Source organism: Prevotella sp. oral taxon 475 (assembly GCF_018127805.1).
Classification (GTDB): domain Bacteria; phylum Bacteroidota; class Bacteroidia; order Bacteroidales; family Bacteroidaceae; genus Prevotella.
The window spans coordinates 1357456-1381689 of sequence record NZ_CP072334.1 but is presented as its reverse complement, the minus strand read 5'-3'; the positions used below and the strand labels follow the sequence as shown (position 1 = coordinate 1381689).

The 24234-nt window shown below is 50.3% G+C and carries 23 protein-coding genes; 7 read left to right on the top strand and 16 right to left on the bottom strand.

The annotated features are described in order from the left end of the window. Nucleotides 1-25: 25 nt before the first annotated feature. The 3 genes from J5A66_RS05425 to J5A66_RS05415 all read left to right on the top strand — a co-directional run bounded on the left by J5A66_RS05425 (nt 26) and on the right by J5A66_RS05415 (nt 4050). Nucleotides 26-1234, top strand: a complete 1209-nt coding sequence (locus J5A66_RS05425) for an LptF/LptG family permease (protein ID WP_211789666.1) — start codon at nt 26-28, stop codon at nt 1232-1234. A gap of 9 nt (nt 1235-1243) precedes the next feature. Further along, a complete protein-coding gene (locus J5A66_RS05420; protein WP_211789665.1) occupies nt 1244-2503 on the top strand; it encodes a DEAD/DEAH box helicase in 1260 nt (419 codons plus the stop codon). A 230-nt stretch (nt 2504-2733) separates the two neighbouring features. Further along, the gene (locus J5A66_RS05415) at nt 2734-4050 is read left to right on the top strand and encodes an alpha-L-fucosidase (protein ID WP_211789664.1); all 1317 of its coding nucleotides are present in this window, start codon (nt 2734-2736) and stop codon (nt 4048-4050) included. Nucleotides 4051-4329: 279 nt separating this feature from the next. Here J5A66_RS05415 and J5A66_RS05410 read toward each other — a convergent pair whose 3' ends face one another. Then, nucleotides 4330-4530, bottom strand: a complete 201-nt coding sequence (locus tag J5A66_RS05410) for a hypothetical protein (RefSeq protein ID WP_211789663.1) — start codon at nt 4528-4530, stop codon at nt 4330-4332. A gap of 380 nt (nt 4531-4910) precedes the next feature. Here J5A66_RS05410 and J5A66_RS05405 point away from each other — a divergent pair, with 380 nt between their 5' ends. The 4 genes from J5A66_RS05405 (at nt 4911) to J5A66_RS05390 (ending at nt 9375) form a co-directional block, all read left to right on the top strand. Continuing rightward, complete coding sequence (locus J5A66_RS05405; protein WP_249110048.1) at nt 4911-5822, top strand: DUF6261 family protein; 912 nt, start codon at nt 4911-4913, stop codon at nt 5820-5822. A 70-nt stretch (nt 5823-5892) separates the two neighbouring features. After that, nucleotides 5893-6780 (top strand): 4-hydroxy-tetrahydrodipicolinate synthase, encoded by an 888-nt coding sequence (gene dapA, locus J5A66_RS05400; protein ID WP_211789661.1) that lies wholly within the window; start codon nt 5893-5895, stop codon nt 6778-6780. Between the two features lie 58 nt (nt 6781-6838). Further along, a complete protein-coding gene (locus J5A66_RS05395) occupies nt 6839-8701 on the top strand; it encodes an LTA synthase family protein (protein WP_371742847.1) in 1863 nt (620 codons plus the stop codon). A 14-nt stretch (nt 8702-8715) separates the two neighbouring features. Beyond that, entirely contained in the window at nt 8716-9375 is a 660-nt protein-coding gene (locus J5A66_RS05390; RefSeq protein WP_211789660.1) for a phosphatase PAP2 family protein, read from the top strand. 280 nt (nt 9376-9655) lie between these two features. Here the strand turns inward: J5A66_RS05390 and rplT are convergent, their stop codons facing one another. The 15 genes from rplT to J5A66_RS05315 all read right to left on the bottom strand — a co-directional run bounded on the left by rplT (nt 9656) and on the right by J5A66_RS05315 (nt 24208). Then, nucleotides 9656-10000 (bottom strand): 50S ribosomal protein L20, encoded by a 345-nt coding sequence (rplT, locus tag J5A66_RS05385; RefSeq protein ID WP_211789659.1) that lies wholly within the window; start codon nt 9998-10000, stop codon nt 9656-9658. Between the two features lie 35 nt (nt 10001-10035). Then, on the bottom strand, nt 10036-10233 hold the full coding sequence (gene rpmI / locus J5A66_RS05380) for a 50S ribosomal protein L35 (protein WP_021583308.1): 198 nt from the start codon (nt 10231-10233) through the stop codon (nt 10036-10038). Nucleotides 10234-10318: 85 nt separating this feature from the next. After that, nucleotides 10319-10990 (bottom strand): translation initiation factor IF-3, encoded by a 672-nt coding sequence (infC, locus tag J5A66_RS05375; protein WP_211789658.1) that lies wholly within the window; start codon nt 10988-10990, stop codon nt 10319-10321. A gap of 117 nt (nt 10991-11107) precedes the next feature. Beyond that, nucleotides 11108-13072, bottom strand: a complete 1965-nt coding sequence (gene thrS / locus J5A66_RS05370; RefSeq protein WP_211789657.1) for a threonine--tRNA ligase — start codon at nt 13070-13072, stop codon at nt 11108-11110. 330 nt (nt 13073-13402) lie between these two features. Next, a complete protein-coding gene (gene hisS / locus J5A66_RS05365; RefSeq protein ID WP_211789656.1) occupies nt 13403-14764 on the bottom strand; it encodes a histidine--tRNA ligase in 1362 nt (453 codons plus the stop codon). 17 nt (nt 14765-14781) lie between these two features. Continuing rightward, entirely contained in the window at nt 14782-16059 is a 1278-nt protein-coding gene (locus tag J5A66_RS05360; RefSeq protein ID WP_211789655.1) for an adenylosuccinate synthase, read from the bottom strand. Beyond that, nucleotides 16056-16553 (bottom strand): Fur family transcriptional regulator, encoded by a 498-nt coding sequence (locus J5A66_RS05355; protein ID WP_211789654.1) that lies wholly within the window; start codon nt 16551-16553, stop codon nt 16056-16058. Before J5A66_RS05355 ends, J5A66_RS05360 begins: the two co-directional genes overlap by 4 nt. Before the next feature lie 125 nt (nt 16554-16678). Then, nucleotides 16679-17284 carry a DNA alkylation repair protein gene (locus J5A66_RS05350; protein WP_211789653.1) on the bottom strand — a complete coding sequence of 202 codons (606 nt, stop codon included), beginning with the start codon at nt 17282-17284 and terminating at the stop codon, nt 16679-16681. Then, nucleotides 17281-19302, bottom strand: coding sequence for a dihydrofolate reductase (locus tag J5A66_RS05345; protein ID WP_211789652.1), 2022 nt, complete (start codon nt 19300-19302; stop codon nt 17281-17283). The genes J5A66_RS05350 and J5A66_RS05345 overlap by 4 nt, the downstream gene beginning before the upstream one ends. 354 nt (nt 19303-19656) lie before the next feature. After that, nucleotides 19657-20073 (bottom strand): AraC family transcriptional regulator, encoded by a 417-nt coding sequence (locus tag J5A66_RS05340; RefSeq protein ID WP_211789651.1) that lies wholly within the window; start codon nt 20071-20073, stop codon nt 19657-19659. Between the two features lie 126 nt (nt 20074-20199). Then, a complete protein-coding gene (locus tag J5A66_RS05335) occupies nt 20200-20781 on the bottom strand; it encodes a Maf-like protein (RefSeq protein WP_211789650.1) in 582 nt (193 codons plus the stop codon). 24 nt (nt 20782-20805) lie between these two features. Next, on the bottom strand, nt 20806-21324 hold the full coding sequence (locus J5A66_RS05330) for an HAD family hydrolase (RefSeq protein WP_211791439.1): 519 nt from the start codon (nt 21322-21324) through the stop codon (nt 20806-20808). A gap of 22 nt (nt 21325-21346) precedes the next feature. Beyond that, nucleotides 21347-22123, bottom strand: a complete 777-nt coding sequence (locus J5A66_RS05325) for a Rossmann-like and DUF2520 domain-containing protein (protein WP_211789649.1) — start codon at nt 22121-22123, stop codon at nt 21347-21349. A gap of 310 nt (nt 22124-22433) precedes the next feature. Continuing rightward, nucleotides 22434-23246 (bottom strand): glycosyltransferase family 2 protein, encoded by an 813-nt coding sequence (locus J5A66_RS05320; protein WP_211789648.1) that lies wholly within the window; start codon nt 23244-23246, stop codon nt 22434-22436. A gap of 17 nt (nt 23247-23263) precedes the next feature. Continuing rightward, nucleotides 23264-24208: a glycosyltransferase family 2 protein gene (locus J5A66_RS05315; protein ID WP_211789647.1), complete on the bottom strand. Its 945-nt coding sequence runs from the start codon at nt 24206-24208 to the stop codon at nt 23264-23266. Nucleotides 24209-24234 lie beyond the last annotated feature (26 nt).

The window sequence follows — 24234 nt, the reverse complement described above, 5'->3', positions numbered from 1 at the left end:
GAGAAGTAAGGACGTAAGAGAAGAAATGGAACGAAAACAAATCAAACGTTATCACTGGTTATTGAGCATTTCCCGCTCATTGAGAAAGAGAACGGCGTGGTTCACGCCCATCGTGCCCTATTTGAGAATCCTCTCTCCTACCCGACATCTCAAGACACTCGATCGTTACATCATTCGCCAGTTCATTGGTACCTACTTTTTTTCCATCGCTCTGATCATCTCCATCTCCATTGTTTTCGATGTCAACGAAAACCTCGCCAAGTTCACCCAATTCCACGCCCCGCTCCGCGCTATCGTCTTCGACTACTACGCCAACTTCATCCCCTACTTTGCCAATCTCTTCAGTCCCCTCTTTGTCTTCATCGCCGTCATCTTCTTCACCTCGAAGCTCGCCGGCAATTCCGAAATCATCTCTATGTTAGCCGCCGGCGTCTCCTTTCGTCGCCTCATGCGTCCTTACATGTTCTCATGCATTCTGCTCTCCGGACTCTCGTTCTATCTCAGCGGTTACGTCATCCCCCACGGCACCGTCATCCGCCAGAACTTCGAATCAATGTACAAGAACAAAAAGAAAAACACCTCGGCCGAGAACGTACAGTTACAAGTCGATCGCGGCGTGATTGCCTACATCCAACACTACGACAACAACATGAAACGCGGTTACGGTTTCTCGCTCGACAAGTTTGAAAACAAAAAACTCGTCAGCCACATGACCGCCGCCGAGTTGCAATACGACACCATCAGCGATTCCAAATTCCACTGGCGTGCCACCAACTGGCGCATTCGTGCCATCCACGGTCTACGCGAGCAGATCACCTACGGCGAACAAAAAGACACCCTCATCCTCATGGAGCCCACCGACCTCGTCTACTCCAAAGGTCAGCAAGAAACCTTCACCAACCCCGAGCTCCGCGCCTACATCTCCAAGCAGATCGGCCGAGGCAGCGGCAACGTCGTACAATACAAAGTAGAGTATCACAAGCGCATTGCCTCCTCCTTTGCCTCCTTCATTCTCACCACCATAGGTCTCTCCCTCTCCTCCCGCAAGCGCAAGGGCGGAATGGGCCTCTACCTCGGTATCGGAATGGCTCTAAGCTTCGGTTACATCATGTTGCAGACCGTCTCAGCCACCTTTGCCATCAACGCCGACACTCCCCCCATGCTCGCAGCATGGATTCCCAACATCCTATTTTCCATCGTGGCGTATTTCTGTTATAGGAACGCCCCCAACTAAGACAACAACATGACATTTGAAGAATTAGATCTCAACGACAACGTCCTCGACGCCCTCTACGACATGCACTTCGAGCAGTGCACCCCCATACAAGAAGCCTGCATCCCGCAGATTCTCCGTCGCAAAGACATCCTCGGCGTAGCACAGACCGGAACAGGAAAGACCGCCGCCTACCTCCTGCCCATCCTCTCCCTCCTCGACGACGGCGGTTTTCCCCACGACGCCATCAACGCCGTCATCATGTCGCCCACCCGCGAGCTGGCCCAGCAAATCGATCAAGCCATGCAAGGCTTCGGCTACTACCTCAGCACCGTCAGCAGTCTGGCCATCTACGGCGGCAACGACGGCAACCGATACGACCAAGAACTCAAGTCCCTTCGTCTCGGAGCCGACATCATCATCGCCACCCCCGGCCGCTTCATCTCCCACATGAACATCGGCAACGTCGACCTCAGCCGCGTCTCTTTCTTCGTCCTCGACGAAGCCGATCGCATGCTCGACATGGGTTTCTCCGAAGACATTCTCGCCATCGCCAAGCACCTCCCCCCCACCTGCCAGACCATCATGTTCTCGGCCACCATGCCCCCCAAGATCGAGCAGCTCGCCAAGACCCTGCTCAAGCATCCCATCGAAATCAAACTCGCCGTCAGCAAGCCCGCCGAGAAAATCGCCCAGCAAGCCTACCTCTGCTACGAGCCGCAGAAACTTCCCCTTCTACAGCACATTTTCCAAGAAGGCCACCTGCAGCGCGTCATCATCTTCTCGGGTAAGAAGCAGAAAGTAAAAGAGATCCACCGCGCCCTTCTGCGTATGAAAGTCAACAGCGGCGAGATGCACTCCGACCTCTCTCAGGAAGAGCGAGACGAAGTCATGTTTCGTTTCAAAAGCGGAGCCACCGACGTGCTCGTCGCCACCGACATCCTCTCCCGCGGCATCGACATCGACGACATCGCTTTGGTCATCAACTACGACGTGCCCCACGACGTAGAAGACTACGTCCACCGTATCGGCCGCACCGCCCGAGCCGAGCGCGACGGCCGCGCCATCACCCTCATCAGCGACCAGGACGTGTATTACTTCCTCCAGATCGAGAAATTCCTCGAAAAAACCATCGACAAGCTTCCCCTCCCCGACTCCCTCGGCACCGCTCCCCCCTACGCCATCCCCACCAAAACCTCCCATCGCCCCTCCTCCCATCGTCCCGCCGGCAAGAGAGGCAAAGGCGGCGGCCGCGGCAAACCCTCCGCACCCGGAAGGCACAAACGATAACTTCCACCCATCCCCTTTCATTGTTTGCCCGCCTCCCCACTCCATTTTCTCATCCCATCCCTTGCGGGGCCCTGCAACCACCGAGACGCCTCCCGTCCCCCTTGCAGCGGCCCCGCAAAAAACGTTCTCCCCTCTTCTCCCTCAGCGTATGGAATTCTCAACAAAAAACACTCTCCAATTCCACCGAATCAGAACTGATCAAAAAACAACAACAACAAAAACCTTTTCAAATGAAACCAATCCTGTTACTCGCGCTGACCCTCCTCTGCCTGGGCCACGCCACGGGCCAACCCCGCCCGCAAGAGACACCCTATGTGCCCACTGCCGACAACCTGTCCGCACGCACCGAATTTCAAGACGCCAAATTCGGCATCTTTCTCCATTGGGGACTCTACTCCATGGTAGGAGCCGGCGAATGGGTTATGACCAATCGCAACATCCACCGCGACGAATACGCCAAGCTCGCGCAAGCCTTCTACCCCGCCCACTTCGATGCCGACGAGTGGGTGGCAGCCATCAAGGCCGCAGGAGCCCGATACATCACCATCACCACCCGTCATCACGACGGCTTCTCGCTGTTCAACTCAGCAGTCAGTCCGTATAACGTAGTAGAAGCCACACCCTTCCAGCGCGACATCATCGGCGAGCTCGCCAAGGCCTGCGCCCACCACGGCATCCGGTTGCATCTCTACTACTCGCATCTGGACTGGTATCGCACCGACTATCCTCTGGGTCGCACCGGACTCGGGACGGGCCGCACCGCCCATCAAGCCAACTGGGAGAGCTATTACCACTTTATGAACACGCAGCTCACCGAGCTCCTCACCCACTACGGCCCCATCGGAGCCATCTGGTTCGACGGATGGTGGGACCACGATGCCGACCCGCAGCCCTTCAACTGGCAGCTCCCCGCCCAATACGCCCTCATCCACAGTCTGCAACCCCGCTGCCTCGTGGCCAACAACCACCATCAAACGCCCTTCGAGGGCGAAGACGTCCAAATCTTCGAGCGCGACCTTCCCGGAGAGAACACCGCCGGACTCTCCGGTCAAGACATCAGTCGGCTACCCTTAGAGTCTTGCCAAACCATCAACGACCACTGGGGCTACAACCTCACCGATAGCAACTATAAAAGCACCCGCGAACTCATCGGCATGCTCGTTCGCGCCGCCGGCAAAAACGCCAACCTCCTGCTCAACATCGGTCCCGAGCCCGGCGGCCGTCTCCCAGCCGCAGCCCTCACACGCCTGAAAGAGATGGGCGAATGGCTGGCCCAGTACGGTCCCACCCTCTATGGCACACGCGGAGGATGGGTCGCCCCGCACGCCTGGGGTGTCACCACGCAGAAAGGCAACCATCTTTATGTCCACCTGCTCGACGCGCCCGACGCGAGTCTTTTCCTCCCCTTGGGCAAGCGAAAACCTCTGCGCGCGCTCCATTACGCCACCGGTAGAGAAGTCAAATTCACCCGTCATGCCGATGGCATCACCTTGCACCTTGGAAAAGTGCCGACGGAAATAGATTGCGTTGTCGATCTCATTTTCTAAATCTCTCCTGACAACCATCACTCTCTGCACAAGCTACCTCCCATTTTAGTTGTTCGCAGTCAATCCGAATGATTCATTCTTCCCAACCCGATCATTAGCATCCCAGCAGAATCATTCTCTCTCACCACCCCGGTTGCCTACAGTCGAACCGTACAAAAGACCGCTTCCCGCCACATGGGAAGCGGTCTTTTCCTTTTGATCCTATCCCAAAACGGCATCCAGCAGATTCTTATGCTCCATAGACTTCTCTCCAAAGCCATCGAAAGATGGCTTTGTTAGCTAAAGAACGTCTCCGACGCAGTCGGTAACAATCGTGCACTTTGCAAGTATGCCTCCGACGCGGTCGGCGGAAGGCATGCAGGCTGCAAGTGTATTTCCGACGCGGTCGGCAACAATCGTGCACTTTGCAAGTGTGTCTCCGACGTGGTCGGCGGCATTCATGCAGGCTGCAAAACGTCTCCGACCTGGTCGGCGACGCATTTTTCGGCTATTTTGTTGTCTCCGACCGCGTCGGAAACACACATTAACGCGAAAGGCTATCGCCGACCAGGTCGGAAACGAATTCGATTAATGTTTGAAAGCCGCCGACCAGGTCGGAGAATATTCTGCAGACTGCAAGGCTTCCGCCGACCAGGTCGGAGACGTTTATTTCTTTAAAAGGCTTAATCGCAACAACAAAAGAACATGTTATACAACATATTTCTTTACTTTTTGCGAAAAAAGCTTGCAGCTTACAAATCTTTCACCTATATTTGCTGAAAATATCAACTATAGTAACTAAAAACGAAAATCATGGACATTGAAAAAAGCTTCCGGCCTATGTCTTGATAGACACCGGCCCTCTCAAAAAGTTGACCAACGTGTTGCACATGCAGCTCAACGACATGCTTTATCAGGTCGTGAGTGCCGTACCGAAGGAAACGGTGAATCTCACAGACAAAATTCTGAAGGAGTGGCAAAATAAGATCGCTGTGGAGGTGGAACAGAACAATGCCCTCTCAGCGTCGCAGTATACTAAGCAGCTGCAGACACTGAACGTCGAACGCGATCAGATTCTCATCCATTTCTTTTCTATCATTCGCTCCCAATGCTACTCTCCCGATGCCGATATGCGCGCGGCTGCCGAACGCGTCAATGTCATCTTGGGCTCCTATAGGGGCATACAGAGAGAGGGCATCGAATCGAAGAGCGGACACATCAAGGGACTTTTAGAGGACGTCAAAAAATGTACGGCAGAGCTTGTCAAGTTCGGACTCAATGGCACGGTGAATCAATTGCGTGAAAAGAATGAGAAATTCGACCAACTCGACATGCAGCGTTCCCAAGACCTATCTGCCGAGAACCTTCCCAACGCCTCAAAGGCCCGTCTGGAAACCGACGATGTCTTCATGCTGATTTGCCAATACATCCAGGGTAGTTATCTCTTCAGCAAGAACGACGACGATAAGCGGGCGATTGTCCATCTCGTAGACGGCATGAACGGAATCGTATCTACCATCCGCACCAGCTACCGTAATGGTATATCGCAACGCCGTAACGGAGACGAAAACCGACGGCAGGAGATTCGTCAATCTTATACCCCTCTCTTACGCGACTACGAATCCTCTCATTCACTGCGTGAGGGGCTCTACGCTCTCACCGGAAAGGTTACCGGTAAGGGTACACTCAGCACCTACGAGGCGAAGAATGTCGATAATGAAGAAAAGGTGTTTTTCCGCATCGATAAAGTCGGCAATTTCTATTTGTTCGAGAAAAAGAAGAAGCGGAAATAGAGACTCTGCCGACAATTTTGCATTTTAGCCAAATTGCACTAACTTTGCAACAAAGTTAATTCAAGAAGATATGGCAAGCAATCGATTCAAAGGATTGGGAATCGCCCTGGTTACTCCTTTTCAGGCAGACGGCGCAATAGACTACAAGGCTCTGGGACGCTTAGTGGAATATCAAACCGAGAACGGAGCCGACTTTCTCTGCATCCTTGCCACTACCGGCGAGACACCCTGCCTGAGCCGCGAAGAGCGAGAGGACATCAAACGCTTTGTGGTGGATGTGAACCAAGGACGGCTTCCTATCCTCATGGGTTGCGGAGGAAATGATACTCGCGCCGTGGTGGACGAACTGCAAAGGCTCGACCTTCAAGGTATCGATGGCATTCTGAGTGTATGCCCCTACTACAACAAACCTTCGCAGGAGGGGCTATTTCAGCACTTCAAACACATTGCCCAAAATAGTGCGCTGCCCGTGGTGCTGTATAACGTTCCGGGAAGAACGGGGGTGAACCTCAAAGCCGAAACTACCGTCAGACTGGCCAACGAGTGCAGCAACATCGTGGCCATTAAAGAGGCGGGCGGAAGCTTGGAACAGGTGGACGAGATTATTAAGAACAAACCCAAGGGATTCGATGTGCTCAGTGGCGACGATGCGCTGACGTTCTCTATGATTGCCAGTGGGGCCGCGGGTGTGATTTCGGTCATCGGAAATGCTCTACCTAAGGAGTTCTCACGGATGATTCGGTTCGAATTCAATGGCGAATACGAACCGGCTCGAAGGATTCACCACCGATTCACCGAACTGTATAGCTTGCTCTTCGTCGACGGGAATCCTGCCGGCGTGAAGGCTCTGCTCCATGAAATGGGATTTATCGAGAATGAGTTGCGACTGCCACTGGTTCCTACGCGTCTGGCTACCGTGCAGAAGATGGCGGCAATCCTAAAAGAGTTGCAGGGATGAGCCTTGCCGATGAGATGACCCTGCCGATCGTTCGACCTTGAAACATACCAGCAGATTGATGAAAAGAAAACAACCTTATCGTTTTTATAAATGCCGGGTGGTGGGGAGTATACTCCTTACACTGCTCGTTTTCACAGTTCTTCAAGTAGCTTTCAAACCGCTCTTCATGCTTTACAACTATAGTGTGTATAGCAGTTGCTCGGCGAAAGACTATGCGGAAGTGATGTGGCATGGTCTGCCGATGGATCTTTCGATGACAGGCTATCTGACGCTTGTTCCGGCTTTGCTCGCTTTGGCTTCGATCTGGCTGAACGCACGCTTGATCAAGGCACTGCAAAAGACGTATGCCTTGGTGGCAGCTCTGCTACTGGGATGGGTCTATCTGCTTGATGCCGTGCTCTATGGCTATTGGGGTTTCCGTATCGATGCCACGCCGGTGTTCTACTTTCTGAGTTCGCCCAAAGATGCACTGGCCAGTGTGTCGGTGGCATTCGTGGTGGTGGGCATTGTCGTGTGGGTCGTACTGGTGACTGTGCTCTTCCTGCTTCTGAGAAAGGCGTTGACGATGCTACCCGAAAGCAAGGGCTCCCTTAGCGAACGAATGGTGGCTACGGGAGTGGCACTCGTCTCGATGGCTTTGCTGATCATCCCTATCCGTGGCAGCGTGACAACCTCGACGATGAATATCGGACGCGTGTACTACAGCGATCATCAACGCTTGAATCATGCGGCTATTAATCCCTGCTTTAGTTTGCTGTCTTCACTCATGAGCGATGGCGACGTAAAAGGGCAATACCGATTCATGAAGGATGACGAGGCCAATAGACTGTTTGCCCGACTGCGCGACACAACTACGATAGGCGGACAGGGGATTAGCATTCTTCATACCCGTCGACCGAACGTGATATTGGTGGTGCTCGAGAGTTTTTCGGCAAAGATCATGCAGACGCTTGGCGGCGAACCTAATGTGGCGGTCAATATGGATCGGCTGGCTAAGGAGGGCGTGCTCTTCACTCACTTTTATGCCAACAGTTTCCGCACTGACCGCGGTCTGGCTGCCATCCTGGCTGGTTTCCCCGCTCAGCCTACCATGAGTATCATGAAGTTCCCCGCTAAAACGGAATCGTTGCCAATGTTTCCCAAGGTAATGAAAGGTGCGGGCTATGACTTGGCTTATTACTACGGGGGCGACGCTGATTTTACCAACATGCGCTCCTTTCTCACAACGGCGGGCTTTGAAAAGATCGTTTGCGATGCTGACTTCCCACTCCACCTGCGACTCAGCAAATGGGGCGTGCCCGATGAGTATGTCTTCAACCGGGCCTTAGAAGATCTCAGAAAGCCGTCGGCTATGCCTTACCTTAAGGTGATACAAACCAGTAGTAGTCATGAACCGTTCGACGTTCCTTATCATCGGCTCGAAAACAAAATTCTCAATGCTTTTGCCTATACCGACGATTGTTTGGGACGTTTCATTGCTCAAGCCAAGCGACTCCCAGAATGGAAGAATACGCTCGTAATTCTCGTTCCCGACCACTTGGGCTGTTATCCTGAAAATATCGACAACTATTCGGTCGACCGCTACCATATTCCACTCATCCTTCTCGGCGGGGCTCTCAAAGGTGGTGGTAAGATTGGTACTTACGGATCGCAGGTTGACATCGCCGCAACGCTGCTTTCACAACTTGGTTTGTCTTACAAAGCTTTCACCTTTAGTAAAGATCTGCTCAATCCCAGGGTTCCTCATTTTGGATTCGCTACCGTCCCGAATGCACTAATAATGATCACGAAGGAGAATGCTGTGGTCTTTAATTGTGATACTAAGACGGTGATTTCGGACACAGGTCGCTGCCCTGGTCGAAATCTACCCTATGGTAAGGTCTATTTGCAAAAACTCTACGACGATATCGCCAGTCGCTAAGTCTCCTCCTTTTTATGATAGAAACGCTCAACAACTGGGATGCCGCCACACTGCTCTGGCTGAACGGATTTCACAATTCTTTTTTCGACTACTTTATGTCGCTCATCTCCAACAAATGGGTTTGGACGCCGATGTACTTTACTATCTTTGTCATAAGCATTATCCATGCGGGACTGAAACCTCGACTCTTGGTGATTTTGGCAGTCTTCGGCGTGGCCTTTGCCTTGAGTGACTTCACCTGCGCGGAACTTATTCGTCCCCTCTTCAATCGCCCACGTCCGTCAAACCTCCACAGCGGTATCAGTCATTTGGTGCATATCGTAGACGGATATCGAGGCGGTAACTACGGTTTTCCCTCCTGCCATGCCTCCAATTCGTTTATGCTGGCTACGCTCTGCATGTTGATTTTCAAAAACTGGAGACTCTCCCTCTTTCTCTATGCATGGGCCGTGCTGCATTCCTATAGTCGAATCTATCTCGGTGTGCACTATCCTGGTGATCTGCTTGTTGGAGCCATCGTGGGGACCTCCATTTCCTTTCTCTGCTACAAGGCCTGTACCTATTATTATCGTTTTGCGGATGAGAAACGTTTTCGTTACCTCTCCTTCATTTCATACATTGGATGCACTATTTTGCTTGTGCTCCTCCTCTCTACTTACATCGTGCAACATTAAAAGGTCCGCTGATTTACGGTCTTACCCTTTCTTTTGGAATACATGTCGTTCCTTGCGCCCCTTGGCAGTATCAAACAGTTCAATAGAATGTTATTTGCGAGAAAATAGTCCGATCAGATGAAGAGCGCGACTCAAAATAATAGCGTATATACAAACAAAGAGGATGTATCATTAAATGAATGATACATCCTCTTTGTTTGTTATAGAGTTGGCAATGCTGCCAATTACATTTCACTTTTAAAGTTAAAACTCCTCTATCTTACTAAACCAGAAGAATGGTTTATTTCACCTTATCCACAATGGCTTTAAAGGCCTGGGGATTGTTCACAGCCAGGTCAGCCAATACCTTGCGGTTGATTTCGATACCGGCCTTATGCAGTGCACCCATCAAAGTAGAATAGGTCATATTCTCCAAACGCGCAGCAGCGTTGATACGCTGAATCCATAAAGCACGGAAAGTGCGTTTCTTATTTCTACGATCACGATAGGCATAGGTGAGACCTTTCTCCCAGGTATTTTTTGCTACAGTCCAAACATTCTTTCTTGCTCCGAAGTAACCTTTCGTGAGTTTCAGAATTCTCTTTCTCTTTGCTCTTGAAGCAACGTGATTAACTGATCTTGGCATAGTTCTTTCTTAACTTTTAAATGTTTGACTGAATTTTAACGCAAGCAGAGCAAATCGCGAACCTGTTTCATGTTGGAACGATCTACGAGAGTTTGGTGAACCAAATTTCTCTTTTGCTTCTTTGTTTTCTTTGTCAGGATGTGACTGTGGTAAGCATGATGTCTCTTAATCTTACCTGTACCGGTAAAACGAAATCTCTTCTTTGCACCGGAATTAGTCTTTACTTTTGGCATTTTTTTGTTGTTTAAATTGTTATTATTTATGTGGTAACGCATAATACCGGGCGTTACGCACCTTCTTTCTTTATTCTTGTTGTTATTATTCGGTCTGTAGCTTTTTCAAAACGTCTTCACCGTTCTTGGCATTTGCAAATAAACCGTTATTTGTGTTTTCTGCGTCCTCCTCCGGATCTTTGGCTTCGGCCTCGCGTTTCTCGCGATCCAACTTTTGCTGGCTCTTTTTCACAGCTCCAGTTTTCTTCGGAGCAAGGTAGAGAAACATTTTCTTTCCTTCAAGGGCAGGCATCTGTTCTACTTTTCCGTATTCTTCCAAATCGTTGGCAAATCGAAGTAAAAGGACTTCTCCTTGTTCTTTGAAAAGAATGGAGCGACCTCGGAAGAAGACATATGCACGAACCTTGTTACCGTTGTCTAAGAATTCTTTGGCATGCTTCAGTTTGAACTGATAATCGTGTTCATCCGTCTGTGGTCCAAAACGAATCTCTTTCACGTCAACTTTCACCTGTTTTGCTTTCATTTCCTTTGCATGCTTTTTCTGCTGGTAAAGGAATTTCGAATAGTCAATGAGACGACAAACGGGCGGTTGGGCATTAGGAGAAATCTCCACGAGATCCACTCCTTGGCTACGTGCCATATCCATTGCCTGACGTGTTGGAACAACGGTGGAGCCACCATCGCTAACGATGCGCACTTCTTTCACACGAATTTGTTCATTCACGCGATACTGATTCTTTATTTTGTCATTCTTCATTCAACTATAATATGATAAGCGGCTGCAAAAGTACGACTTTTCAACCGACATGCAAAATTATTCTTTGATTATTTGCAGTGATACAGGCGTTTACAACGAGTAAGAATATGGATGGCATCAATCTTCCGGATGAATATCGGTGGCTTGAAGCAATGCAGCAACTTCATCATTGACGCGTTTGGCAAAATCTTCCATCGTCATGGTCGCTTGCTCGCCACCACCTTGTTTACGCATGGAGACGAGTCCTTCGACTGCTTCTTTTTCACCGACGACAATCATATAGGGAACGCGTTTGATTTCGTTGTCACGAATCTTTCGACCTATTTTTTCATTGCGAGCATCGAGTGTGGCGCGCACTCCTACGCTGTCGAGATATTTGGCTACGCGTTGGGCATAGTCGTTGTATTTCTCGGAAATGGGTAGGATGGCCACTTGATCGGGGATGAGCCATAGAGGAAAGTGTCCCGCAGTGTGTTCGATGAGAACGGCACAGAAGCGTTCAAGCGATCCGAATGGAGCGCGGTGGATCATCACAGGTGTCTTTTTAGTATTATCTTCAGCAGTATATTCCAACTTAAAACGTTCAGGCAGATTATAGTCTACTTGAATTGTGCCGAGTTGCCAACGCCGACCAATAGCATCTTTTACCATAAAATCGAGTTTCGGGCCATAGAATGCGGCCTCGCCGTATTCTATCTTTGCATCGAGTCCTTTTTCCCGACAGGCGTCGATAATGGCTTGTTCGCTTTCCTCCCACACTTCGTCTGAGCCGATATATTTCTCGGTATTCTTGGGATCTCGCAGACTGATTTGCGCTTCAAAGTCGTTGAATTGGAAGATGGTGAACACGGCCTGAATGATGTCCATCACACGAAGGAATTCGTTCTTCACTTGTTCGGGATGGCAGAAGATATGGGCATCGTCCTGAGTGAATGAGCGAACGCGAGTGAGTCCGTGTAGTTCGCCACTTTTTTCATATCGATAGACGGTACCGAATTCTGCGATGCGCAGGGGCAGATCTTTGTACGAACGTGGTTTCCAAGCAAACACTTCGCAGTGGTGAGGGCAGTTCATGGGTTTGAGCATGTATTCTTCGTCTTCCTCGGGTGTGTGAATGGGTTGGAATGAGTCTTTGCCGTAGTGTGCATAATGACCGGAGGTGACGTAGAGGTTTTTACTGCCGATGTGCGGTGTAATGACTTCCTGGTAGCCATAGCGTTTCTGAATTTTGCGTAACATATCTTGCAGACGCAGACGCAGTTCTGTGCCTTTGGGGAGCCAGATAGGCAGGCCCTTCCCCACTCGTTCGGAGAACATGAAAAGTTCCATTTCCTTGCCTATCTTTCGGTGATCGCGTTTTTTTGCTTCTTCGAGCATGACGAGATATTCGTCGAGCATTTTTTTCTTGGGGAACGTGATACCGTAGATGCGGGTGAGTTGGTCGCGTTTAGCATCGCCACGCCAAAAGGCACCAGCTGTACTGAGAATTTTGATGGCTTTGATCGCTCCGGTAGACATGAGGTGAGGCCCGCGACAGAGATCGGTAAAGGCTCCCTGCGTATAGGTGGAGATGGTACCATCTTCGAGATCGAGATCGATATGTTCGCATTTGTATTCCTGTCCGTCGGCTTTAAATTCTTTTAAGGCATCGGCTTTTGCCACGTCGCGCCGAACGATGGGTTCGTCGCGTTTGGCAAGTTCGCGCATTTTGTCTTCTATTCTGGTAAAATCGTTTTCACTGATGGCGGTTCCGTCTTTGGTCATCACGTCATAGAAGAACCCGTTTTCCAGAGCAGGTCCGAATCCAAATTGTATACCCGGATAAAGTTCTTTGAGGGCTTCGGCCAGCAGGTGGGCCGAGGAGTGCCAAAAGGTGTGCTTTCCCTCTGCGTCTTCCCATTTATAGAGGGCGAGAGTGGCATCTTCGTTAATGGGTCGGTTTAGTTCGACGGTCTTTCCGTTGACACCGCAAGCCAATACCTCTCGTGCCAAGGCGGGCGAGATGCTCTGTGCAATTTCTATACCTGTAATACCTTTTTTATATTCACGGACAGAGCCGTCTGGAAACGTTATTTTTATCATCACTTTTTTGTTTTTATCGTTTTGGCTGCAAAAATACGACAATCTTTTTACAACCCCATATAAATGCGAAGTCGATTTTCTCTCTTGAGGTTGAACATGGTGTTTTGTTTTTTCTCTTCTGAACTTTTCAGAACCACCGCTGGATGTCAGGGAAGCTTTCTGAAATGTTCAGAACGGCCGCTGAGTGCCAGGGAAGCTTTCTGAAATGTTCAGAACGGCCGCTGGGTGCCAGGGAAGCTTTCTGAAATGTTCAGAATCACCGCTGGGTGCCAGGGAAGCTTTCTGAAATGTTCAGAGCCATCAGTAAGATTATGGATGATTTTCAACTTTTCAGCCGATGGCAGTGATGAGTTCGTCGATTGTGACGAGCGTCTGCTCGCCCGTCTCCATGTTCTTGAGGGTAATTTTGCCGGCTTTCATCTCCGTTTCGCCTGCCAGTGCCACAAAGGGGATGTGTTTGGCGTTGGCATAGCTCATCTGTTTTTTCATCTTGACGGAATCGGGATAAATTTCGGCCGTGATGCCGGCGGAACGAATCTGGGAGATGAGCGGAAGACAATAGTCAGCCTCCGCCTCGCCGAAATTGATGAAAAGCAGGCGTGTGGTACCCACCAGTTCTCGTGGATAAAGGTCGAGCGTGTTGAGAACGTCGTAAATTCGGTCTGCACCAAAGCTGAACCCTACCCCGCTCAACCCCGGCATTCCAAAGATACCCGTGAGGTTGTCGTAGCGTCCGCCGCCTGTAATGCTGCCAATGGCTACGTCGCAGGCCTTTACTTCGAAGATGGCTCCGGTGTAATAGTTGAGTCCACGGGCCAGGGTGAGGTCGAGTTCGAGCTCATTGTTCAGTCCCACCATGTCCAATTTGTCAAGGATGAATCGCGTTTCTTCAATGCCTTTCTTCCCTGTTTCCGACGTGGCAATGGTGCGATAAATGGTATCGAGCTTGTCTGCGTTGCTGCCCGAAAGCGTGAGAATGGGCTGAAGCTTTTCTATGGCATCGGCAGGGATACCGCTGGACAACAATTCGGCGTTCACGGCATCAAGACCGATTTTATCAAGTTTATCAATGGCCACGGTGATGTCGACGATTTGATCGGGTGCACCAATGTATTCGGCGATGCCGGCAAGTATCTTCCGATTATTCAGTTTGATTTGCACGCGGATGCCGAAACGGGTGAAGACGGTGTCGATGATTTGGAGGAGTTCCACCTCGTTGAGCAACGAGTCGGAACCTACCACGTCTGCATCGCACTGATAGAACTCGCGGTAACGGCCTTTCTGTGGCCGGTCGGCACGCCACACAGGCTGAATTTGGTAGCGTTTGAAAGGTAATTGCAATTCATCGCGGTGCATCACAACGTAGCGGGCGAAAGGAACGGTGAGATCGTATCGCAGACCTTTTTCGCAGATGCAGGTCGAGAGTCGCAGCGAATTTCCATCGACAAGTTCTTCTGTAGCGACTTTGCTCATAAAGTCGCCCGAGTTGAGCACCTTGAAGAGCAGTTTGTCGCCCTCTTCGCCATACTTGCCCAGTAGTGTTTGCAGCGTTTCCATAGCCGGCGTTTCGATGGGCTCGAATCCGTACAGGGCATAAACGCTCTTGATGGTGTTGAAGATGTAATTGCGCTTCGCCATTTCGATGGGCGAGAAGTCGCGCGTTCCTTTGGGGATAGAGGGTTTATTCGTCATTTGCTTTCCTTTTTCAGTCATCCTTTTCTCACGATAGTCTGCTTACGGTCCGGACCGATGGAGACGATTTTGATGGGCGTCTTAAGCTCTTCTTCCAAGAAATCGATATAGGCCTTGAAAGCTGCGGGAAATTGATCCTCGCTGGTGAGGCCCGTCATATCGGTTTGCCAACCCGGCAGTTCTTTGTATACCGGTTGAATGTTGTGCTCGATGTCGTAGGGGAAATCGTCCAATATTTTGCCATCGCGTTGATAGGCTATGCAGGCCTTGATGGTGCTGAAACCGTCAAGCACGTCGCTCTTCATCATAATGAGGTGCGTCACACCGTTGATCATGATGGCATAACGAAGAGCCACGAGGTCGATCCATCCGCAGCGACGTTCGCGACCGGTCACGGCCCCATATTCATGTCCGAGATCACGGAGCTGTTTGCCCGTCTTGTCGAAGAGTTCGGTGGGGAACGGTCCCGAGCCTACGCGGGTGCAATAGGCTTTCATGATGCCATAGACGTTGCCGATTTTATTGGGCCCGATGCCCAGTCCCGAGCACGCTCCGGCGGTGATGGTGTTAGACGAAGTGACAAAGGGATAGCTGCCGAAGTCGACATCGAGCATCGTACCTTGCGCACCCTCGCAAAGAATGGATTTCCCGTTTTGTAATAGATGGTTGAGTTCGTGTTCGCTGTCTACGATATTAAATCCGCGCAAATAGTTCACGCCCTTCATCCAGGCTTGCTCTGTCTGAGATAAGTCGTAGTGGGTGTAGTTCAGGCTACGCAGAATGGCTTCGTGTTGTGTCTTATGCTGGGTGTATTTCTCTTCGAAGCCGTCGAAAATGTCACCCACGCGCAGTCCGTTTCGCGACACTTTGTCGGTGTAGGCCGGACCGATTCCCTTACCAGTCGTTCCCACCTTGCTCGCTCCTTTCGCCGACTCGTAGGCCGCATCAAGCAAACGATGAGTAGGCATGATCAGATGGGCTTTTCTCGAGATATACAGTCGACTTTTCAAGTCGTGCCCGCTTCGTTCCAACTCCTGGGCTTCAGCCATAAACAGGTCGGGAGCTAACACCACTCCGTTACCAATGACATTCACCTTCCCGCCTTGGAAGATACCCGATGGGATGCTGCGCAAAACATATTTCTCACCGTTGAACTCGAGCGTATGCCCGGCATTGGGTCCGCCCTGGAAACGTGCTATCACGTCATATTCGGGGGTGAGCACGTCTACCACCTTTCCTTTGCCTTCGTCGCCCCACTGTAATCCCAATAGGACGTCCACTTTTCCTTTGCTCATATTGTTTTTTCTTTTACAAGTTTTCTTTTCTTCTCGGATTTCTTTGTTCTCTCCAATCTATTTTGGCATTCCGAGCAGACACCGTAGAGGTAGAGGGTGAATCCGTCTTGCCGGAAGTTGTTGAACGTTGCCGCCTCAAGCACTCTACTCACCTCGGGGATTCTCACTTCCGAGACCGCACCGCACAGCGTACACACTTGATGACAGTGACAATCGTCGCCTAAGTTCATCTCATATTTAGTTCCGTCGGCCAGTCTGTGCCGCACCACCAATTGCAGTCTTGCGAAGAGCCGCATCGTATTGTAGAGCGTGGCCCGACTCACTTTCAGTCCCGCTACCGTGATAGCATCAGACAAATCTTCTAACGAGAAATGCCCATTGATGTGACATGCTGCATTGAGAATGGTATATCGCTCGGTTGTTTTGCGATGACCGTTGGCTTCGAGATAGGCGTCGAGAATCCGACGCGCTTTATTGTTGATGTCTGTCTTCATTTGCGAGCTTTCTTTGTCAGCCGCACAAAATTACAACAAAATCTTCAAAGGGCAGACACATTATTATATAAAACATCCCTACACACTGGACCTCCAATGTCCTGGCGATCCAAGAGAACGGAGAATTAGATCGATTGGAGCCAAGGAGTAACTCGCTTAGCGTATTCCTCACCCAAGAGAGAAAACTTTTGCAAACTGGCCGATGCAGCGCGCCTTACGCCGAGGTGATCGTGGTGCAGAGCCGCATCCACTTGGTCGAGATATTCGTCGGCCCCACGTTCGTTGGGCTCCTGTCCACGCATGAAAAGACGAGCAAGAATATGGTAAGCGCAAATTTGCCGCGAAACATCTTCGGCGGCCATCCAGCGATAGGCCAACGCTGGGGCGAAAGAAAGATACTGATAAAGATTGAAAGCCAGCATCTCGGCCATCTCCTGTGAGAGAGGTTGTTCCATCCATACGTCTACAAGATCGGTCGACATACGTTCGGGAGGCATGATGAGGGTAGCGAGAATTTTACACTCGCGGATGTCCTCTTTCCAGAGTTCCACAGCCAGGTCGTAGTCTTTCCCATAGTCCTGAGCCATTTTTCGAAGTTCATGGAAAGGTACGCCCCAATTGATTTTATAGGTAGCCCCTTTGCTGGCCATCAACCGTGAGGTAGTTCCGTCCATCACAAAGCGGAACGACTGTTTGATAGCCATGAGGCGTTGGTGGGTTGCTTCTGTCATTTCGTTTCGAGGTTTTCCGTTGAAAGAAAAGAATAGTGAGTCGAATAGCGGAGCATCTGTTCGTCGTAAGCCTCGGTATAGTCGATGGCAATGTCGACAATCGCACCGTTTTCGTCCGTAACAGGTGTAAGGCGAGGATTGATAAAGCCTTTGTAGGGTGCGAGGCAGAGGCGGGCATAACGGTCGAGCACTTCGCGATGCAGACCTGCATCCACCTTCACGGAGTAAGATTCGACGAGGTGACGTGCCGCTTCGAAGTCGCCTTCGCTCTTGATGCGTTGTATCTCAGCCAGCAGACGGGCGAAGAGTTCTCGCAGACGGGGATAGTCGTTGATGCGGACGAAGATCTTTCCGTCTCGACGGATGAGTTCTGCGGCCCCGTTGCCCTGATCGATTACCCAGCGGGCAATAAGTGCACGGTTACGCATATGAGCCTCTTCGATTTGCTTACCCGGTTCGATGCGGGTGAGTTGGGTGAGGAGTCCGTTCATCAAGTAGGTGTAATACTGGGCGCGGTAGGTCTCAGCATCGGGAACGAGGCCGAGTTGAACGAGTTTTTCGTCGGCCAGATAGTAAAGTCCGAAGAGATCGGCGCGGGCCTCCTCTATCGTGTTGCCATAGGCTTTGAGGGCATCGGGACTGACACCGGGCAGGAGTTGTCCGCTACCATGACCGAGACACTCGTGCAAATCGGTGTGCAGATCATCGCAGAGGTCGCCATAGCGTTCGATGAGACGAAGCGTATCTTCGTCCACCACAAATTCCTCCTTAAATCCATTGCCTTTCGCCGCCCGGTTATAGGCCTCGGTAAGATTACCGATGGTAACGCTCTTAGATCCGTGCTGGGCACGAATCCAGTCGGCATTGGGCAGATTGATACCAATGGCGGTAGAAGGATATTCGTCACCGCCGAGCATAGCTGCACAGACAACGTTGGCCGTTACGCCACGCACCTCGCGCTTACGAAATGGAGGAGCGACGGGCGAATGGTCTTCAAACCATTGCGCATGACTGCTGATGAGTTGCGTACGGCGAGTAGCCTCGAGATCTTTGTAGTGCACAATGCCCTCCCAAGAGGCTTTGAGGCCCAACGGGTCGCCGTAGACTTCAATGAATCCGTTGATGAAATCCACCTGCCCCTCTTGTTCCTTGAGCCAAGCGATACTGTAAGTGTCGAACGTTTCGAGACATCCGGTGCGATAATAGTCGATGAGCAACCCGATGACCTCTTCCTGTTGATGATTCTCTGCTACGTCTTTGGCCTTTTCCAACCAAAAGACGATTTGGCGGATGGCGGAACCATAGAGTCCCGTGGCTGTCCATGCAATTTCTTCGAGCCGACCGTTGCGCTTCACCAACTTCGAGTTCAGTCCCCACGACGGTGAATAACTACCGCTCCGCTTTTTCTTATCTGCATAAAAAGCTTCGGCCTCTGCTTGGCTCACGCCCTCATAATAATTGCAAGCCGAGGTTTGAACAAGATCTTCGCCGTCGGTTTTGTTTACCCGTTTGGGCTGAAAGTCGGGGCGGAAGATGACGTTGCAAAGTTCGTTGCAGAGTTCGTCCACCGTGTTATACCCCTGCATGGGCAACTCGGAAGTAGGAACCGCATGGAGGGCAGCCCGGAAAAACGTCTCATCGAACCCAGGTTCCATCTTCTCGCAACCGTAATGGTGGTAGATACCATTCGAAAACCATACGCGTTTAAGATACACCCGCAGGGCCTCGAGATTCTTTTTCGCCTGCCCGTTGAGTCGATTCGTCGCCTCTTCGCTGCCCCCAACATCCGTTGTCTCTGCCCGATAATATCGATAAATGGCTTCGAGCGATTGCCGGATACGCAGATTGTAACGGCCGAACTGATCGGTAGTGATGTCGCGTCCGCACAATGTTGCTTGTGAGAGATAATAAATGTAGAGTTTCTTCTGAAGGGGCAACTGCTCGAATCCGGGCAGTCGATAGCGCAACATCTGAATGTCTGCGAATTTCTCGTCGGAATAATGGAATGTATCTGTCATCGGTTTCAATTTCATTGTTTTGTGTTTCGCGCCTCGAGTTCTTCCGTGAGGAGGGTTGTAGGGCGTTGACATCCGAGTCTTAAGTCTGGGGAAGCGTCCCAAGTTTGGGACATCTTGTTTTTCCCGTTTTCAGTCTTTCCCAACTTTGGGAAACTTTCTTTTTCTCGTTTTGGGCCTTTCCCAACCTTGAGAACCCTCCTTTTTCTCATTTTGGAGCTTTCCCAACTTTGGGAAGTCTATTTTCTTTCGTTTTCTGTCTTTCCCAATTTTGGGAAGCCGAAAAGGCCCTTTTCTCATGCCATCCGGCAGAGATCAAAAAATCTCCACACGACTTTCGTCCTGTGGAGATACCATTTATTCAACTACATCGTACTGAGAAATCCGGTACTCCCGCGGAGTCATCCCTACAATTCTCTTAAACGACGTGTAGAAAGACTGACGAGTGGAGAAGCCCACCGCATCCGAAACTTCCTCAATATTGAGGTGCGACATTCTGTCGTCTTTCAACAATCGCATCGCTTCCTCAATGCGAAATTTGTTGACAAAGGAGGTGTAGTTCATTCCAAACTGTCGGTTGATGACCGTGGATACATACCTCGTGTTGGTGCCCAAGTCTTTTGCCAGCTGTTTCGCCGAGTAATGTTTGTCTTTGTACTTCTGATTAACAGAAATCTCCTGATTGATATTCCTCGCTAATTTACCCATCAAATGGGGATTAATGAATATCGGGGAATCCTTCTTTTTGCCTTGTGTCTCTACTGAATTTGCCATACTAAAAAAACTAAATGCCTACTGATGTATGCAAATGTACTCATTATTTTGTTAACACAACAATATTGCAATACTTTTTTACATCTTCAGTCAAAAAACAGTAACAGAACGTTGTTGATAAGGGATTTACGAAATCGGGAAAAACGTTTTCAGTTCTTCGTAAATGCGTTGCACGGGCAATCCCATGACGTTGAAGTAGCTCCCATGGATGGAGATCACGCCGATGTAGCCTATCCACTCTTGTATGCCGTAGGCTCCGGCCTTATCGAAGGGTTTGAAACGACGGATATAAAAATCGATTTCCTGCGGTGTGAGGGACTTGAATTGCACCTCTGTGACGACCGAAAAACTTTTTTCTTCTTCCCGTGTCTTGACAGTGACGCCGGTGATCACCTCATGTGTTCTCCCGCTGAGCAGATTAAGCATGCGGCGGGCATCGTCTTCGTCTTTCGGTTTGCCCAATACCTGTCCTTGACACACCACTACCGTGTCGGCCGTGAGCACCACTTCGTCTTCGGCTATGCACTTGGCATAGACCGATGCTTTCTGCTTGGAAATATAAACGGGGATGTCTTCGATGGGCAAATCCTCGGGAAAACTCTCGTCGATACCCTCAATCACACGTACACAAAACGGGATTCCCAAACCCTCGAGCAGCTCTTTTCGCCGGGGCGATTGGCTTGCCAATATCAGTTGATAGCTTTTCATGTTTCTTTCTTTTTATGTCGCGGCTTACCAACCAAAGGCTTTGGCGGTATTCATCCATTTATTCTGTGCCCTCATTGTTTGTTCGATGATGTCTCGAACGCAGCCCTGCCCGCCAGGATAGTGGCTCACGTAAAGACTAACGTTCTTGATATCGGCACAGGCATCTGCGGGACAGCAGGGGCATCCGCAACGGGTCATCACCTCGAAGTCGGGCACATCGTCGCCCATATACATCACTTCCTCATCACGCAGCCCGTATTTCTCAATGAAATCTTCGTAGGCCGTCAGCTTCACAGCCGTCTTCATGTAGAGGTCTTTCACACCAAGACGTTCGTATCTCAGTCTGACGGCCTGCGTATCGCCACCGGTGATAATACCGATGCGAAGTTCTTGTTTGCAGGCCAACTGAATGGCATAACCATCTTTGATGTTAACGGTGCGAAGAGGCTCGCCGTCTGATGCCAAGGTAATGGTTTGAGCCGACAGCACCCCATCCACATCGAGCACGATAGCACGGATTTTCTGTAAGTCGTAATTAATCATTCCTACCATTCTTTTTGATGATTCAATCGGGCAAAAGCCGCTGAATCTGTTCGCTCATCTTTAAATAGATCTCTTGAAAGTCGGTATTCTCGTCCAGCAAGTCCAAGTGCATATCCATCACGTTCTCGTCAAACCGCACCGCCGGTCCTGTCTGTGCCTGCCGAGGAGGGAGCACATGCACCTTTGCTGCTGTTTCATCGATGAGCGGCAACAGCATGTTGAACCGCAGATGACGTTGCTGCAGCACTTCGTTGGCCATGGAATAACACAGATTGGAGAAATTAGAACAGAAAACAGCAGCCAGATGTATATACCTCCTGTCTTCCGAAGTGATGGGCCTTACATCGTCCGAAATGCTGCGGCATAGGGCTTTCAGCAGATTGGTTGCCCAGCGATTGCAACCCTCCACCAGGCAGGGAATGTGCGAAAAGTCTACCCGCTTCTCCTTGGAAAAGGTTTGCAACGGATAAAGCACGCCATAATTGTAGGCATAGTCTTTGAAGATGTCCATCGGCAGACAACCAGACGTGTGTACAAAGAGCTTGTCTTTACGGCCTTCACACAATGCCGGTATCACGTCTTGCAGGACACTGTCTTTCAGCGCGACGATATAAAGGTCGGCATCGGCCAATTTTTTGAGCTTGTTTGTCGACACTGTACGAAACAATTTTGCTGCATCCTTGGCCGATCTCACCGTCCGGCTGTACACCTGTACGATCTCATGACCGGCCTCATGCAAAGCCAGTCCCAAATTGATGGCCAGGTTTCCGGCTCCAATCAAAACGATTTTTATACCCATTGCTTTCTTATATTTCTATCAAGTTGCCTTGATTCTCACTACAAAAGGAGGTTTTGTGTTTGCATTTTTCTTCCTTGCAAAGTTAGCATTATTTTTTTGATTCTCGCACGCTGCCCAGCTCCTGCATCTCGGAAGTGGACTCCTGCGTTCTCATTCTCTTAGCTTTTACCTTGCATTCTCTTAGCTTTTACCTTGCGTTTTCTTAGCTTTTGGCGCGTAAAAGCTAAGCTTTTGAAAAGCATCTGACAAATCATTGTTCTTCAAGGCCTTAGCGTCGCGTTTGAAACGTTCTGTTTCGACCCGTCGGAAGCTACAAGGCAGAAGAGTTTGAAGTGCCGAGATACTTGTCCAAACCATTGCTACACCAACTGAGATGTTCGCGTTTCACCCGTTCCAGTTCGTCGAGATGGGTCTGTTCGTTGCTGCGCGAAGCCTCCTTGTGGTACAAATGATATACGTTCCCTCCCATTTTCAAGGCCTTTTTCTTCACACCGGCAAAGTGTAGACGGAAAGCTATCTCGCCATCTTCGTGTCCCCATTGCATCAGGTCTTCGTTATAGCCGTTCACCTTGATGAGGTCGGCACGCCAAAAGGCCATGTTGCATCCACGCAGATGGTCGATCTTGCGGGCGTAACGCTCGGCCAGAAAACGACGCAACAGGCGCGAACGGAAACTGTTAAGCACAAAGGTGAGCGGTAGGTCTCTGCGTTGGAGTCTGAACTCGTGGGCTGTGAGAATGGATTGAGTCATCTCGGGGGTGAGTTTCACCCTACTGCCACAAACAAAACAATTCGGTTCGGCCAGTTCGAGATGGTCGCTCACAAAATGTTTTGAGAGGATGACGTCGCCGTCTACTTGCAGGATGTAGTCGCCTGTGGCTTTGGCGATGGCCTTGTTGAGAATGATGGTTCTGCGAAAGCCCTGATCTTCGTGCCAAACATGGGTGATAGGCACGGGACTGGTACTCTGTATGCGCTCTATTGCTTGTCGAGTGGCGTCTGTAGATCCGTCGTCGGCAATGACAATTTCATCGGGAAGCACTGTTTGCTTGAACATGCTGGCCAAAGAAAGCTCCAAGGCTGCAGGCCAATTGTAGGTAGAAACGAGAAGGGTTGTTTTCATATAACGGAATATGTTTTTTAGCGATGATACATGGCGCCGAAGAGTTGGCAGAGGGTTTTGACGCAACGTTCCAGCAGATAGTCCGCACGTTGCACGCCGAGTTCTTCTCGCAGACGCGTAAGATGGGCTTGGCGACTGTCCGGATCGGGGAACATCCGACTCACTTCTTTATAGAATGCACCACGAGCAAGCCGTCGGGAGAAGCAGGAAAGGAAGGGTAGCGAGAAGAGACGACGGTGAATGATGACGTATTCCTTGAAACGGGCTTCAGTTTTATCGGAACAGACGGTGACGCTGGCGGCATGTTTGCGAAAGCGATTGAGCTTTTGCCGCACTTCCACCACATCGCCCTGGAGGGTCATTTCAACCCAGAACAACCAGTCGGCACAGTATCGAAGTTGCGCATAAACAGGAGGTATGCGCAGGGCTACGCTACGTCGGAAGAGCACGCCGCTGGCATTATACACCGAGCAACGCCAGAACAACACACGCTGAAGGTAGGTCTGCGAGTCGTAACAATGCACCGACCCGTCTTCCTGTTGATGCCAATAATCGAACTCTTCGCTTAATGGTGCACCTTGTTCGTCTATTCGAAGGGCTCCGGAAAAAGCGTAAGCAGCAGTGGGATGTTGGTCGAGCGCGTCGACTAACGTGGAGAGCAGGGTGTAAGAACAGCTGTCATCGCTTTCGGCTATCCAGATATATTCGCCTTCTGCCAGGTCGATGCCTTTCTGCCATTGCGCAAAGGGACTGCCACTGTTCTGCTGGTTGAAAACGATGTGGGTCACTTTAGGATGCGTTTTGTAGGCAGACAGGAGGGCTTGACTGCCGTCGGTGGAGCAATCGTCAAGCAGAATAATTTCCATGTCTTGAAAAGTTTGACTCAGAATGCTTTTCAAACGCTCTGGCAGAAACCGATGATAGTTGTAGTTGGGAACGATGACGGAAACTTTAGGTTTCATCTTTTTTGGAACTTTTTCTAAAGAAG

What these genes read in the sequence shown, in the direction of transcription:
- J5A66_RS05425 (WP_211789666.1), top strand. Translation starts at nt 26, where the DNA reads ATGGAACGAAAACAAATCAAACGTTATCACTGGTTATTGAGCATTTCC.
- hisS (WP_211789656.1), bottom strand. Translation starts at nt 14,764, where the DNA reads ATGACGAATAAACCCTCTATCCCCAAAGGAACGCGCGACTTCTCGCCC.
- J5A66_RS05350 (WP_211789653.1), bottom strand. Translation starts at nt 17,284, where the DNA reads ATGACAGAAGCAACCCACCAACGCCTCATGGCTATCAAACAGTCGTTC.
- thrS (WP_211789657.1), bottom strand. Translation starts at nt 13,072, where the DNA reads ATGATAAAAATAACGTTTCCAGACGGCTCTGTCCGTGAATATAAAAAA.
- J5A66_RS05410 (WP_211789663.1), bottom strand. Translation starts at nt 4,530, where the DNA reads ATGCGTCGCCGACCAGGTCGGAGACGTTTTGCAGCCTGCATGAATGCC.
- J5A66_RS05395 (WP_371742847.1), top strand. Translation starts at nt 6,839, where the DNA reads ATGAAAAGAAAACAACCTTATCGTTTTTATAAATGCCGGGTGGTGGGG.
- rpmI (WP_021583308.1), bottom strand. Translation starts at nt 10,233, where the DNA reads ATGCCAAAAGTAAAGACTAATTCCGGTGCAAAGAAGAGATTTCGTTTT.
- J5A66_RS05345 (WP_211789652.1), bottom strand. Translation starts at nt 19,302, where the DNA reads ATGACAGATACATTCCATTATTCCGACGAGAAATTCGCAGACATTCAG.
- J5A66_RS05340 (WP_211789651.1), bottom strand. Translation starts at nt 20,073, where the DNA reads ATGGCAAATTCAGTAGAGACACAAGGCAAAAAGAAGGATTCCCCGATA.
- J5A66_RS05390 (WP_211789660.1), top strand. Translation starts at nt 8,716, where the DNA reads ATGATAGAAACGCTCAACAACTGGGATGCCGCCACACTGCTCTGGCTG.
- J5A66_RS05355 (WP_211789654.1), bottom strand. Translation starts at nt 16,553, where the DNA reads ATGAAGACAGACATCAACAATAAAGCGCGTCGGATTCTCGACGCCTAT.
- infC (WP_211789658.1), bottom strand. Translation starts at nt 10,990, where the DNA reads ATGAAGAATGACAAAATAAAGAATCAGTATCGCGTGAATGAACAAATT.
- J5A66_RS05415 (WP_211789664.1), top strand. Translation starts at nt 2,734, where the DNA reads ATGAAACCAATCCTGTTACTCGCGCTGACCCTCCTCTGCCTGGGCCAC.
- J5A66_RS05320 (WP_211789648.1), bottom strand. Translation starts at nt 23,246, where the DNA reads ATGAAAACAACCCTTCTCGTTTCTACCTACAATTGGCCTGCAGCCTTG.
- J5A66_RS05335 (WP_211789650.1), bottom strand. Translation starts at nt 20,781, where the DNA reads ATGAAAAGCTATCAACTGATATTGGCAAGCCAATCGCCCCGGCGAAAA.
- J5A66_RS05325 (WP_211789649.1), bottom strand. Translation starts at nt 22,123, where the DNA reads ATGGGTATAAAAATCGTTTTGATTGGAGCCGGAAACCTGGCCATCAAT.
- J5A66_RS05330 (WP_211791439.1), bottom strand. Translation starts at nt 21,324, where the DNA reads ATGATTAATTACGACTTACAGAAAATCCGTGCTATCGTGCTCGATGTG.
- J5A66_RS05360 (WP_211789655.1), bottom strand. Translation starts at nt 16,059, where the DNA reads ATGAGCAAAGGAAAAGTGGACGTCCTATTGGGATTACAGTGGGGCGAC.
- J5A66_RS05420 (WP_211789665.1), top strand. Translation starts at nt 1,244, where the DNA reads ATGACATTTGAAGAATTAGATCTCAACGACAACGTCCTCGACGCCCTC.
- rplT (WP_211789659.1), bottom strand. Translation starts at nt 10,000, where the DNA reads ATGCCAAGATCAGTTAATCACGTTGCTTCAAGAGCAAAGAGAAAGAGA.
- J5A66_RS05315 (WP_211789647.1), bottom strand. Translation starts at nt 24,208, where the DNA reads ATGAAACCTAAAGTTTCCGTCATCGTTCCCAACTACAACTATCATCGG.
- dapA (WP_211789661.1), top strand. Translation starts at nt 5,893, where the DNA reads ATGGCAAGCAATCGATTCAAAGGATTGGGAATCGCCCTGGTTACTCCT.